The sequence below is a fragment of the Pseudomonas lalkuanensis genome, assembly GCF_008807375.1.
Classification (GTDB): Bacteria; Pseudomonadota; Gammaproteobacteria; order Pseudomonadales; family Pseudomonadaceae; genus Metapseudomonas; species Metapseudomonas lalkuanensis.
In genome coordinates this window covers 1342731-1355686 of record NZ_CP043311.1, presented here as the reverse complement: position 1 = coordinate 1355686, position 12956 = coordinate 1342731, and the positions used below count along the sequence as shown (strand labels likewise).

11 protein-coding genes and 2 pseudogenes are annotated in these 12956 nt (G+C 65.8%); 9 read left to right on the top strand and 4 right to left on the bottom strand.

The window, feature by feature from the left end; genetic code table 11:
- Positions 1–89 precede the first annotated feature (89 nt).
- From FXN65_RS06470 to FXN65_RS06435, 9 genes and pseudogenes are all read left to right on the top strand, one after another.
- On the top strand, positions 90–1244 hold the full coding sequence (locus tag FXN65_RS06470) for a methyl-accepting chemotaxis protein (protein WP_151132262.1): 1155 nt from the start codon (positions 90–92) through the stop codon (positions 1242–1244).
- Between the two features lie 177 nt (positions 1245–1421).
- Positions 1422–1787: a response regulator gene (locus tag FXN65_RS06465; RefSeq protein WP_151132261.1), complete on the top strand. Its 366-nt coding sequence runs from the start codon at positions 1422–1424 to the stop codon at positions 1785–1787.
- Positions 1788–1808: 21 nt separating this feature from the next.
- On the top strand, positions 1809–3635 hold the full coding sequence (locus tag FXN65_RS06460; protein WP_151132260.1) for a chemotaxis protein CheA: 1827 nt from the start codon (positions 1809–1811) through the stop codon (positions 3633–3635).
- Complete coding sequence (locus FXN65_RS06455) at positions 3622–4107, top strand: chemotaxis protein CheW (RefSeq protein WP_151132259.1); 486 nt, start codon at positions 3622–3624, stop codon at positions 4105–4107. The genes FXN65_RS06460 and FXN65_RS06455 overlap by 14 nt, the downstream gene beginning before the upstream one ends.
- Positions 4108–4125: 18 nt before the next feature.
- Positions 4126–4914 (top strand): annotated as a pseudogene (locus tag FXN65_RS28515) (PAS domain-containing protein); the annotation flags it as partial.
- An 87-nt stretch (positions 4915–5001) separates the two neighbouring features.
- Positions 5002–6525: pseudogene (locus FXN65_RS28510) on the top strand (methyl-accepting chemotaxis protein); the annotation flags it as partial.
- 49 nt (positions 6526–6574) lie between these two features.
- Complete coding sequence (locus FXN65_RS06445; RefSeq protein ID WP_151132257.1) at positions 6575–7420, top strand: CheR family methyltransferase; 846 nt, start codon at positions 6575–6577, stop codon at positions 7418–7420.
- Positions 7417–8028, top strand: coding sequence for a chemotaxis protein CheD (locus FXN65_RS06440; protein WP_151132256.1), 612 nt, complete (start codon positions 7417–7419; stop codon positions 8026–8028). Before FXN65_RS06445 ends, FXN65_RS06440 begins: the two co-directional genes overlap by 4 nt.
- 4 nt (positions 8029–8032) lie before the next feature.
- Positions 8033–9079, top strand: coding sequence for a protein-glutamate methylesterase/protein-glutamine glutaminase (locus tag FXN65_RS06435; protein WP_151132255.1), 1047 nt, complete (start codon positions 8033–8035; stop codon positions 9077–9079).
- Positions 9080–9233: 154 nt separating this feature from the next.
- On the opposite strand, the gene dmpG is transcribed toward FXN65_RS06435, so the two are convergent.
- The 4 genes from dmpG to FXN65_RS06415 are packed head-to-tail and all read right to left on the bottom strand — an operon-like array spanning position 9234 to position 12821.
- Positions 9234–10268 (bottom strand): 4-hydroxy-2-oxovalerate aldolase, encoded by a 1035-nt coding sequence (gene dmpG, locus FXN65_RS06430; RefSeq protein ID WP_151132254.1) that lies wholly within the window; start codon positions 10266–10268, stop codon positions 9234–9236.
- A gap of 13 nt (positions 10269–10281) precedes the next feature.
- On the bottom strand, positions 10282–11190 hold the full coding sequence (locus tag FXN65_RS06425) for an acetaldehyde dehydrogenase (acetylating) (RefSeq protein ID WP_151132253.1): 909 nt from the start codon (positions 11188–11190) through the stop codon (positions 10282–10284).
- Between the two features lie 15 nt (positions 11191–11205).
- Positions 11206–11997: a fumarylacetoacetate hydrolase family protein gene (locus FXN65_RS06420; protein WP_151132252.1), complete on the bottom strand. Its 792-nt coding sequence runs from the start codon at positions 11995–11997 to the stop codon at positions 11206–11208.
- Complete coding sequence (locus tag FXN65_RS06415) at positions 11994–12821, bottom strand: alpha/beta fold hydrolase (RefSeq protein WP_151132251.1); 828 nt, start codon at positions 12819–12821, stop codon at positions 11994–11996. The genes FXN65_RS06420 and FXN65_RS06415 overlap by 4 nt, the downstream gene beginning before the upstream one ends.
- Positions 12822–12956 lie beyond the last annotated feature (135 nt).

The window sequence follows — 12956 nt, the reverse complement described above, 5'->3', positions numbered from 1 at the left end:
GCAGACGAGCGGCCTCTAGCTTTAAGCAGCGTTGCCGATGGCCTTTTAAAGGCCGCCGTCCGGTCATTAACCCCTGCTGGGAGTGCTCCATGTCGCATCCGTCGCCTGCCAACCCAATCCAGGGCCTGGCCCTGCATTCCCTGATCTGGCTGGCGTGCGCCGGCATGGTCGCCGTCGGCCTGCCGGTGTGGCTGGCCCTGGGCGGAGGCTGGCTGGCCAGCCTGTCGCTGGTCTGGCTGCAGCGCGATGCGCGCACCCATGGGACGCACGCCGATGCACAGCCCACGGTGGAGGCTCCCGACTGGCAGCGGGCGCAGCATGCGATGGACGAACACCTCGGCACCTTGCAGGCCCATGCCGGACAGGTAGACGGTTTGCTGCAGGACGCCATCGGTCGCCTCGGCGACAGCTTTCACGGCCTCGCGGCGCGCATCGACCAGCAGCGCACCCACTCCCACTCCCTGATCGAACGCTACGGCAATCAGTCCAATGATGACGAGGGGATGAACTTCCAGGAGTTCATCGCCACCACCCGCAACACCCTGGGCCTGTTCGTCGAGGCCACGCTGGAAACCAGCCAGACGTCCCAGGACCTGGTGAAGCGCATGGACCGCGTGACGCAGAAGATCGCCGATATCCTGAAATCCACCCACGATATGGACGCCATCGCCAAGCAGACCAACCTGCTGGCGCTGAACGCCGCCATCGAGGCGGCCCGCGCCGGGGAGAGCGGCCGGGGCTTCGCCGTGGTGGCTGATGAGGTGCGCGCCCTGTCCACCCGCTCCACCGGTTTCTCCGAGCAGATTCGCGAGCACGTGGATGTGGTCTACCGGGAAATCCAGGACGCCGAGTCGGCCATTTCCCAACTGGCGGACAAGGACATGGGCTTCGCCCTGGACTCCAGGCAGCGGTTGCACCACATGCTGGAAGACCTGGAAGGCATGAACCGCCACACGCTGAAGGTGATCCAGGAACTGGATCGGATTTCCCTGGAGGTGGGCTCGGGCGTCGACCAGGCCATCACCGCCCTGCAATTCCAGGACATGAGCAGCCAGTTGATCGGGCAGATGCGCAAACACTTCGCCAAGCTCGGTGCATTCGCCGCCGGCCTCGGGGCCCTGCGCGGCGTCGCGCCGGAACACTGGGCGCAACAGGTGGATGAGGAAGCCGCCGAGCTGCGCAAACCCATCGCCAACCCGGTCAGCCAGAGCAGCGTGAACGCGGGTGAGGTCGAGCTCTTCTGAACGATTGATGACAGCCGCCCGCCGCTCATCAATGCGACGAATGGCTGACGCCAGTAGCTGGACACCCCTCCGGTGCCCATCTACACCTAACCATGGCCACTGGCCAGCCTCCAAAAGCAGAACTGGGTTGCAAGAAGCGTCCAACCAGAAAAAAGATCGCAAGGGAGAGCGGCACTGATGAGCAAGCAGATCCTGATAGTCGACGATTCGGCCTCCATAAGGCAGATGCTGAGCTTCACCCTGAAGGCCGCCGGTTACGCCGTAGACGAGGCTGTCGATGGCAAGGACGGCCTCGGCAAGGCACAGAGCAAGGCCTACAACCTGGTGTTCACCGACCAGAACATGCCCAACATGGACGGCCTCAGCCTGATCCGCAGCCTGCGTGGCCTGCCCGGCTATCGCGCCACCCCCATCCTCATGCTGACCACCGAGTCCAGCGACGCCATGAAACAGCAAGGCAAGTCGGCCGGCGCCACCGGCTGGCTGGTCAAGCCCTTCGATCCGCCAAAGCTGCTGGAAGTCACCCGCAAGGTCCTCCCCTGACTCCAGCACAAGGCGTTTCCCATGAGCGACGGGATGAATCAGTTCCTCCAGGTGTTCTTCGAGGAAACCGAGGAACACCTGGCCAACCTCGAACTGCTGCTGCTCGGCCTCGACCTGCAGCAGCCTGACGCGGAAGAACTCAACGGCATCTTCCGCGCCGCCCACTCCATCAAGGGCTCGGCCGGCATGTTCGGCTTCGATGACCTGACCGCTGTGACCCACGAACTGGAAACCCTGCTCGACCGCATCCGCAGCGGCCAGATGGCCCTGCGCGGGGAAATGGTCGACCTCTTCCTGCAAGCCCGCGATGTGCTGATGCGCCTGCTGGACGCCCACCGCCAGCAGACGCCAGACCCGAGCGTGCCGGTGGAAGCGACCGTGGCCCGCCTGCGCGAGCTGCTGGGCGCCACGCCGACAGCGGAGGCAGATGCGGGCTTCGGTTTCTTCGACGAAGCGCCAGGCTCGCCGGATGCGGCCGCCGATAAGGACTTCGGGTTCTTCGACGATGCGCCCGGCATGCCCGCCCAGGACGCCTCCGCCGCCTTCGGCTTCTTCGATGAAGCCCCGGGTGCCCCCGCCCCGGTGGCCGCCGAGCCACCCAGGCCGGTGCCCGCACCCGCGCCGGTCGCCAGCAAGCCGGCCAGCAGCGAAGCGGAATCCAGCTCCATCCGCGTCAGCGTCGAGAAGATCGACAGCCTGATCAACCTGGTGGGCGAGCTGGTCATCACCCAGGCCATGCTCGGCCAGCTCGGCAACGCGCTGGACCCGAGCGTCCACGAGCGCATCCACCAGGCCCTGGCGCAGCTGGAACACAACACCCGCGACCTGCAGGAATCGGTGATGTCGATCCGCATGTTGCCCATCAGTTTCATCTTCAGCCGCTTCCCGCGCCTGGTGCGTGACACCTCGGCACGCCTCGGCAAACAGGTGGAACTGGTGCTGCAGGGCGAGCAGACCGAGTTGGACAAGGGCGTGATCGAACGCTTGAGCGACCCACTCACCCATATCGTTCGCAACAGCATCGACCACGGAATCGAGCAGCCCGAAGCACGCCTGGCCGCCGGTAAACCGGCCAGTGGCACCGTACGCCTGGGTGCCTTCCACCAGGGCGGCAGCATAGTCGTGGAAATCAGCGATGACGGCCGAGGCCTGAACCGCGAGCGCATCCTGGCCAAGGCCCGCGAGAAGAACCTCGCCGTGCACGACGGCATGAGCGATGCCGAAGTCTGGCAACTGATCTTCATGCCCGGCTTCTCCACCGCCGAAGTGGTCACCGACCTCTCCGGACGCGGCGTCGGCATGGACGTGGTCAAGCGCAACATCCAGGCCATGGGCGGCCGCATCGACATCGATTCGGCCGCCGGCCTTGGCACCCGCATCAGCATCCGCCTGCCGCTGACGCTGGCCATCCTCGATGGCCTGATCGTCGCCGTGGCACGCACCCACTACGTGATTCCGCTGACCTACATCGTCGAATCGCTGCAGCCCAAGGCCGACGACATCCGTGGCCTGGCCGGCGAGGAAGGTGCGGTGATCCGGGTGCGCGGCGAGTACCTGCCGCTGCTCTCGCTGCACGACCTGCTGGGCGAGTCCGCCCCGCCGCTGCCGGCGGAGCAGTCCATCGTGGTCATCCTCGAAGCCGACGGGCGCCATTTCGCCCTGCAAGTGGACGACCTGGTGGGCCAGCAGCAAGTGGTGATCAAGAGCCTGGAACAGAACTTCCGCCGGGTCGATGGCATCGCCGGCGCGACCATCATGGGCGACGGCAGCGTCGCCCTGATTCTCGATGTCGACGCCCTGCCGGCCCTGGCACAACAACAAGGAGCAGCGCTGCATGAACTCCACTAGTGCGGAACAGGCCGGGCAACCGGCCCAGGAGTACCTGACCTTTACCCTCGGTCGCGAGGAGTACGCCATCGACATACTCCGGGTGCAGGAAATTCGCGGCTATGACCAGGTGACCGCCATCGCCAACAGCCCGGCGTTCATCAAAGGCGTGATCAACCTGCGCGGCGCCATCGTTCCCATCGTCGACCTGCGCATCAAATTCAACCTCGCCGACGTCACCTACGACCCCTTCACCGTGGTGATCATCCTCAACATCGGCCGGCGCATCGTCGGCGTGGTGGTGGATTCGGTGTCCGACGTGATCGCCCTGTCGGGCGAAGAGATCAAGCCGCCGCCGGAATTCGGCGCCAGCTTCGATACCGAGTACCTGCTGGGCCTTGCCACCGTGGCCGAGCGGATGTTGATCCTGGTGGATATCGAGAAGCTGATGACCAGCCGCGAAATGGCCCTGGTCGAAGCAGCCGCAGCCTGACACGCAAGGGGACAATCCATGGGTCTGTTCAACGGAAAAGCACAAGCTCAGCTTCGCGCGCAACACCTGGCCAGCCTGATCCAGGGCCTGGCCGAGGGCAATTTCGAACAAACCATCGGCAGCGGTGACGACCCGATCTGGGCGCCGGTGTACGACAGCCTCGCCCGCCTGCAGAAAGACCTGCGCCAACAGAAGGCGGACGCGGCCAGCACCGTGGCGCTGGAACAGGCGCTGGTGGACATGACCCGCCAGCACAGCGACGGCTGGATCGACGAAATCATTCCGGTGGACCGCTTCGCTGGTACCCAGGCGCGCATCGCCAAGGGCATCAACGAGCTGGTGGCCGCCCATATCGCGGTGAAGATGCAGGTGGTGCGCGTGGTCACCGCCTATGGCAATGGCGATTTCAGCCAGGACATGGAACGCCTGCCAGGCAAGAAAGCGCAGATCACCCAGGCCATCGACAAGGTCCGCGACCAGTTGCACGCCGCCGCCCAGGCCGCCGGTGAAAACATCCGGATCAAGAGCGCGCTGGACAACGTCACCGCCAACGTGATGATCGCCGACCGCGACTTCAACATCGTCTACATGAACGAAGCCGTAGGCGAAATGTTCCGCGCCGCCGAGGCCGACATCCGCAAAGAGCTGCCGCATTTCCGCTCGAGCGACATCCTCGGCGGCAGCATCGATCGCTTCCACAAGAACCCGGGGCACCAGCGCGGCATGCTGGAGCGCCTGACCAGCACCTACGAGGCGAAGATCAAGCTTGGCGGGCGCACGCTCACGGTGGTGGCCAACCCGGTCATCAGCGCCAGCGGTGAACGCCTCGGTGCCGTGGTGGAGTGGCAGGACATCACCGAACAGGTGGCCGCCCGCGAGCGCGAACAGCGCATCGCCGGGGAGAACGCGCGGATCAAGAGCGCGCTGGACAACTGCAGCACCAACGTGATGATCGCGGACGCCGAACGCAACATCATCTACATGAACAAGACCGTCACCAGCATGCTGCAGAACGCCGAGGCGGACCTGCGCAAGGCGCTGCCGTCGTTCTCCGTGAGCAAGCTGCTGGGTGGTTCGATCGACCAGTTCCACAAGAACCCCGAGCACCAGAAGCGCCTGCTCGCCACCTTCACCAGCACTTTCCGCACCCAGATCGACGTGGGCGGACGCACCTTCGGCCTGGTGGCCAACCCGGTGCTCAGCGAAAGCGGCGAGCGCCTCGGCTCGGTGGTGGAATGGGCCGACCGGACGCTGGAAGTGCAGGTCGAGCGCGAAGTCGCCGCGCTGGTCGGCGCGGCCGCTGCCGGTGACTTCTCCAAGCGCATCGACGAAACGGGCAAGAGCGGTTTCATCCTCAACCTGGCCACCGGCCTGAACAGCCTGGTGGACACCGCCGACAAAGGCCTCAAGGACGTCTCGCGGATGCTCGGCGCGCTCGCCCAGGGCGACCTCTCGCAACGCATCAGCGCCGATTACCAGGGCACTTTCGGCGAACTCAAGGACTACTCCAACGAAACCGCGCAGAGCCTGTCGCGCATGCTCGGGCAGATCCGCGAGGCTGCCGACACCATCAACACCGCCGCCAGCGAGATCGCCAGCGGCAACGCCGAGCTGTCCACCCGCACCGAGCAGCAGGCCTCCAGCCTGGAAGAAACCGCCTCCAGCATGGAAGAGCTGACCAGCACGGTGAAACTCAATGCCGAGAACGCGCGCCAGGCCAACTCCCTGGCGGTGAACGCTTCGGAAGTGGCCACCGAAGGCGGCAACGTGGTGCAGAAGGTGGTCAGCACCATGACCGCCATCAACGACTCGGCGCGGAAGATCTCCGACATCATCGGCGTCATCGACGGCATCGCCTTCCAGACCAACATCCTCGCCCTCAACGCCGCGGTGGAAGCGGCACGGGCCGGTGAACAGGGCCGCGGCTTCGCCGTGGTGGCCGCCGAAGTGCGCACCCTGGCGCAGCGTTCGGCGGCAGCGGCCAAGGAGATCAAGACGCTGATCTCCGACTCGGTGAGCAAGGTGGAGAACGGCAACACCCTGGTGGCCCAGGCCGGCCAGACCATGAGCGACATCGTGATCGCCATCAAGCGGGTCACCGACATCATGGCGGAGATTGCCGCCGCCTCCACCGAACAGAGCCGTGGCATAGAGGAGGTCAACGGAGCGGTCAGCCAGATGGACGAGATGACCCAGCAGAACGCCGCCCTGGTGGAAGAAGCCGCCGCGGCCGCCGAAGCCCTGCAGGAGCAGGCCGGGCTGATGTCCCAGTCGGTAGCCGTGTTCAAGCTGGACCCGGCCCACGCGGGCCAACCCGGCACCCCGCGCAATGCCTCGCGGCAGACACCGTCGGCGAAGTCGCCCCGGAGTGCCGGCCGCGCGGCGCGGAGCAAGGAAGAGGAATGGGAAGAGTTCTAGTCCCTCTCCACCCCGGCGCCCTGCGCCGGGGGGTTCTTGAGGTAATGCGATGAATGCGCAGGTGCTGGGCGAACACGAATTCGGCTACAACGACCACGACTTCGAGCAGGTGCGTGAGCGGCTGTATCGCCGCGCCGGCATCAGCCTGGCCGCCAGCAAGCAGCAGATGGTCTACAGCCGCCTGGCGCGCCGTCTGCGCCAGCTGGAACTGCGCACCTTTTCCGCCTACCTGGCCTACCTCGACCAGCATCCCGAGGAATGGCAACCCTTCATCAATGCGCTGACCACCAACATCACCGCCTTCTTCCGCGAGCGGCACCACTTCGACCAGCTCGTCGCCCTGGCCAGGGAGCCCCAGCGCAGGGGCCGGCCATTGCGCTTCTGGTCGGCCGCGTCCAGCACCGGGGAGGAGCCCTACTCCATGGCCATCGCCCTGCACCAGGCGTTGGGCGAACGGGCCCAGGGGATACAGATCATCGCCTCCGACATCGATACCGGCGTGCTGGAAACCGCGCGCCGGGGTGTGTACCCGCTGGAGCGCCTTGCCCAGCTGGACCCGGCCCTGAGGAAGCGCTACTTCCAGCGCGGCACCGGCAGCAACGCCGGACTGGCACGGGTGGTGCCGGAGCTGCGGCAGATGGTGGAGTTCCGCCGCATCAACCTGCTGGACAAGGACTGGCGGCTCAGCGGCGGGCTGGAGGCGATCTTCTGTCGCAACGTGATGATCTACTTCGACAAGCCCACCCAGGTGCGCCTGCTGGAGCGCATGGTGCGCCTGCTGCGGCCGGATGGCCTGTTCTTCGCCGGCCACTCGGAAAGTTTCGTGCAGGCCAACCACGTGGTGAAACTGGTGAGTCGCACCGTCTACCAGCCCGTGCCGGGAGCCTCGATATGAAAGGAGAAACCGCAGGCGCCATCGCCGCCACCCGCTACTTCGACCCGGATATCCAGCTGCCGGCGGTGAAGGTGCTGCCCGGCGAGTTCTACGCCACCACCGAGGACCAGGTGCTGGTGTCGGTACTGGGCAGTTGCGTGGCGGTCTGCCTGTTCGACCTGCAGCGCGGCATCGGCGGCATGAACCAGTTCCTCCTGCCCGAGCCCGGCCCCGGCAGCGGCCTGGCCAGCGCCGCCACCCACCATGGCGTGCGCATGATGGAGCAGCTCTGTGAAGAGATGCTGCGCCAGGGCGCACGCCGCCATCAATTGCAGGCCAAGGTGTTCGGCGCCGGCAACCTGCCCAACGACCTGCTGCGCTTCGACGCTACCCTGCGCACCGTAGAGTTCGTCCACAGCTACCTGGATACCGAAGGCATTCCCCTGCTGGCCGAAGACGTGATGGGTGCCGAGGCGCGCAAGGTCTACATCTTCCCCACCAGCGGCACCGTGCGAGTGAAGAAACTGAAGAACCTGCACAACGACACCATCCTGCAGCGCGAGCTGGAATACATCCTCTACCTCAAGCGCGGGGAAGCGCTGGGGCCCTACGACCTGTTCAAGGAGTGAGCCCGTGCCGATCAAGGTCCTGGTGGTGGATGATTCGGCGCTCATCCGCAGCCTGCTCAGCGAAATCGTCCGCGCCGACAACGAATTGCGCCTGGTGGGCGTGGCGCCCGACGCCTATGTCGCCCGCGACCTGATCAAGCAGCACTCGCCCGACGTCATCACCCTGGACGTGGAAATGCCGCGCATGGACGGCCTGACCTTCCTCGACAAACTGATGAAGGGCCGCCCAACGCCGGTGGTGATGATCTCCTCCCTGACCGAACGCGGCTCCGAGGCGACCCTGCGCGCCCTCGAACTGGGCGCCATCGACTTCGTCGCCAAGCCCAAGCTGGGCATCGCCGAGGGCATGCAGGCCTACGCCGAGGAAATCCGCGCCAAGCTCAAGGTGGCGGCGCGCGCGCGGATGATCCGCCGCACGCCCGTGGAACGCCCGGTCGAACGCGGCCTGCCCATCGTCGGCACCGAGAAACTGATCGCCATCGGCGCCTCCACCGGCGGCACCGAAGCCATCAAGGAAGTGCTGCTGGGCCTGCCGGCGGACAGCCCCGGCGTGATCATCACCCAGCACATGCCGGCCGGCTTCACCCGCTCCTTCGCCGCCCGCCTGGACAAGCTCTGCCGCATCAGCGTCAGCGAAGCCCGCGACGGCGACCGCATCCTCCCCGGCACCGCGCTCCTCGCCCCCGGTGGACTGCACATGGAAGTGGCACGCTCCGGCGCCAACTACGTCGCCCGCCTGTCCGAAGCGCCCCCGGTCAACGGCCACCGCCCGGCGGTGGATGTGATGTTCAACAGCGCCGCCCGCTGCGCCGGCCGCAACCTCATCGCCGCCCTGCTCACCGGCATGGGCAAGGACGGCGCGCGCGGCCTGCTGGAAATCCGCGAAGCCGGCGGCTACACCGTCGCCCAGGACGAGGCCAGCTGCGTGGTGTACGGCATGCCCCGGGAGGCGGCGGAGATTGGCGCGGCGGAAGAGGTGCTGCCGTTGGAAGAAATAGGCCCCGCGCTGCTGGCGCAGGCGCGGCGAAGGGGGAGTGGGAATCGGGTGTGAATAGTCCGCGCGGGGCTGAGGGAAGCCTTAGACCGCTCGGAGCCTCCCTCCTGCCTCCTGCTACTCCGTTGGGCTGAAGCCCACCCTGCAGCTCGGATCACCCCGCAGGTTGGTCCGAGCTACGCGAGGCCCGACGAACGGCGTCGAACCCCACCTACGTCGGCATGACCCCACGCTGCCGCGACAGGGTCAGGGCCAGGTCTTCGATCATGTCTTCCTGGCCACCCACGGTGCCCCGGCGTCCCAGTTCCACCAGCAGCTCGCGGGCCTGGATGCCGTACTTCTTCTCTGCACGCTTGGCGAACAGCAGGAACGAGCTGTATACCCCGGCGTACCCCAGGGTCAGGGCATCGCGGTCGACGCGGATCGGCTGGTCCATCATCGGCACCACCAGGTCCTCGGCCACGTCCATGATCTTGTACAGGTCGATGCCGGTCTCCACGCCCATGCGCGCCAGTACGGCAACGAAGACTTCCAGCGGCGTGTTGCCGGCACCGGCACCCAGGCCCGCCACGGAACCGTCGATCCGCGCGGCGCCGGCCTCGATGGCGGCCAGGGAGTTGGCAATCGCCATGCCCATGTTGTGGTGGCCGTGGAAGCCGACTTCGGTGCCCGCATTCAGCCCAGCGCGCAGTACGCCGATCTTCTCGGTCACTTCATCCGGCAGCATGTAGCCGGCCGAGTCGGTGCAATAGATGCAGTTGGCGCCGTAGCTTTCCATCAGCTTCGCCTGCTCCAGCAGTTTTTCCGCGCTGACCATGTGCGCCATCATCAGGAAGCCAACGGTATCCAGCCCCATCTTCGCGGCCATGCCGATGTGCTGGCCGGAAACGTCCGCCTCGGTGCAATGGGTGGCGACGCGAATGGTGGAAACACCCAGGTCGTGGGCCATCTTCAGGTGGTCGACGGTGCCGATGCCCGGCAGCAGCAGGGCCGAGACCTTGGCCTGCTTCAACTTGGGGATCACCGCATCGAAATACTCTTCGTCCGAGTGGGCCGGGAAGCCATAGTTCAGCGAGGAGCCACCCAGGCCATCGCCGTGGGTGATTTCGATCAGCGGCACGCCGGCGGCGTCGAGGCCGGTGGCCACGGCCACCATCTCGTCCAGGCTGATCTGGTGGCGCTTGGCGTGCATGCCGTCGCGCAGGCTCATGTCGTGCAGGCGCACGCGCTTACCTTGCAGGTTCATGTTGTTTCTCCACTCAACGGGCAGGCAGTTGCAGGGCGCCCTTATGGGCCTCTTCGGCGAACATTTCCGCGGTGCGCAGGCCGGCGGCGGTCATGATGTCCAGGTTGCCGGCGGACTTGGGCAGGAAGTCTCCCAGCCCTTCCACTTCGATGAAGATCGACACCTTGCGGCCATCGAATACCGGGCCGTTGATCAGCTTGTAGCCCGGCACATAGCGCTGCACTTCCTTGACCATGTGCAGCACCGAAGCGCGGATTTCCGCCTGGTCGGGCTCACCTTCGGTGAGGCAATGGATGGTGTCGCGCATCATCAGCGGCGGCTCGGCCGGGTTGATGACGATGATGGCCTTGCCACGCCTGGCGCCGCCGATCTTTTCCACAGCGCCAGCGGTGGTGCGGGTGAACTCGTCGATGTTCTGCCGGGTGCCCGGCCCCACGGAGCGGGAGGACACGGTGGCGACGATCTCGCCGTACTCCACCGGCTGCACGCGGGACACCGCCGCCACCATGGGAATGGTGGCCTGGCCGCCACAGGTGACCATGTTGACGTTCAGCGCCAGCTTCTCGGCGTGCTCCTTGAGGTTCACCGGCGGTACGCAGTACGGGCCGATGGCCGCCGGGGTGAGGTCGATCATGATCACGCCCAGCTCATTGAGCTTGCGGCTGTTCTCGGCATGGACGTACGCCGAGGTGGCATCGAAGGCGATGCGGATATCGTCGTCCAGCACGTGGGGCAGCAGGCCGTCGACGCCTTCTGCGGTGGTCTTCAGGCCGAATTCGGCGGCGCGTTTCAGGCCCTCGGAAGTCGGGTCCACGCCCACCATCCACACCGGTTCGATCCATTCGGAACGGCGCATCTTGATCAACAGGTCGGTGCCGATATTGCCCGGCCCGATGATGGCCGCCTTGAGTTTCTTGCTCATGCTCTTTCCCCGGAGTCAGTCGCGGAAGGACACCCGGGCGCTGCCCAGGCCGTCGATGGTCAGTTCGAAGTGGTCGCCGGCACGCGCCGGCTCCAGCGGTACCAGGGAGCCGGAGAGGATGATTTCCCCGGCCTTGAACGGGATGCCGAAGGCTCCCAGGGTGTTGGCCAGCCAGGCCACGGCGGTGAGCGGGTTGCCCTGCACCGCCGAGCCCAGGCCCTGGCTGATCTGCGTGCCGTTCTTGAACACCGTCATGCGCAGGTTGGGCAGGTCCAGCTCGCGTGGGTCCACCTGCTCGCGGCCGAGCACGAAGACACCGCAGGAGGCGTTGTCGGCGACGGTGTCCTGGATGCGGATCTTCCAGTCGTGAATGCGCGAATCGACGATCTCGAAGCAGGGAATCACGCATTCGGTGGCGTCGAGCACGTCCTGCTCGGTAACGCCGGGCCCCACCAGGTCGTGCTTGAGCTTGAAGGCGATCTCGCCCTCGGCGCGCGGCTGGATCAGGCGGTTGCCGGACAGGGAAATGCTGTCGCCGTCGTCGAACCACATGTCTCGGGTAATGAAGCCGAAGTCCGGCTGGTGCACGTTGAGCATGCGTTGCACGGCTTCCGAGGTGACGCCGATCTTCTTGCCGACAATGGCATCGCCCGCCGCCACACGGCGCTCGATGCTGTAGAGGGAGATGCGGTAGGCGTCTTCAATCGTGATTTCTGGCCAGCGCTCGGTCAGCGGCGCCAGGGTGCGACCGGCGAGCAGGGCCTGATAGAGTTCCTCGCCGTATGCGCGCTGCAGGATTTCACTCATGACCGGCCCTCCGCGAGGAAGTCGAGGCAGGTGCGGTTGAACAGCTCGCGGTGCTCCACCATCACCCAGTGACCGCACTCGCTGAGCATCACGAAACGGATATTGCGACAGGCTTCCAGCATGGTCTGGGCGCCGGAGGACGGGCAGAACTTGTCGTTCATGCCCCAGAAACCGAGGATCGGGCAGGACAGCTCGGACAGGCGCGCCGCCATGTTCGGCACCTGCATGGTGCTCAGCACGCAACGCGGTTGCTGCTGCACCACGGCGACCCGCTCGTTGACGGTCTCGTCGCTGATCAGCGAGGCGTCGTAGAGCTGCAGGGACAGCAGCCGGCGCATGCCGTCGGCGTCATTCAGCTCGCCATTGGCAAAGGCGGCGCCCATCTTCTGGATGCCTTCCATCTGCAGGTAGTACTGCTCCTTCTCCATCAGGCCACCCGGCGCCATCAGCACCAGACGGCTGACGCGACGCGGCGCATCCAGCGCCAGCTTGATGGCGATGGCGCCGCCCAGGGAGTTGCCCACCAGCACGCAGCGCTCGATATCCAGGGAATCCAGCAGACCGGTCAGGGCGGAAACGAAGAAGTCGAGGCTGTAAGTGGTTTCCGGCTTGTCGGAAAGGCCGTAGCCCGGCAGGTCGGGGACTATCACCCGATAGCCGAATTTCTCGAACACCGGGTAGTTCTGCTTGAAGTTGCTGTGGCCGCTGGCGCCAGGGCCGCTGCCGTGAATGAACACCACCGGCTCGCCTTCGCCAGCATCCAGGTAGTGCAGTCGCAGACCATCGGGCAGCGTGACGAAACGCCCTTGCGGTAGCGCGCCCATGGGACTCTCCTCGGCTTGTTGTTTGGCCGGATTATTCGGCGCGCCCCGGTGGGCAACATCGTCCGAGAGGACTAGCAGGGAGAGAGATGCTCCTTGTAGCTCTTTTGTGGGAGCGAATTCATTCGCGATGCAGGC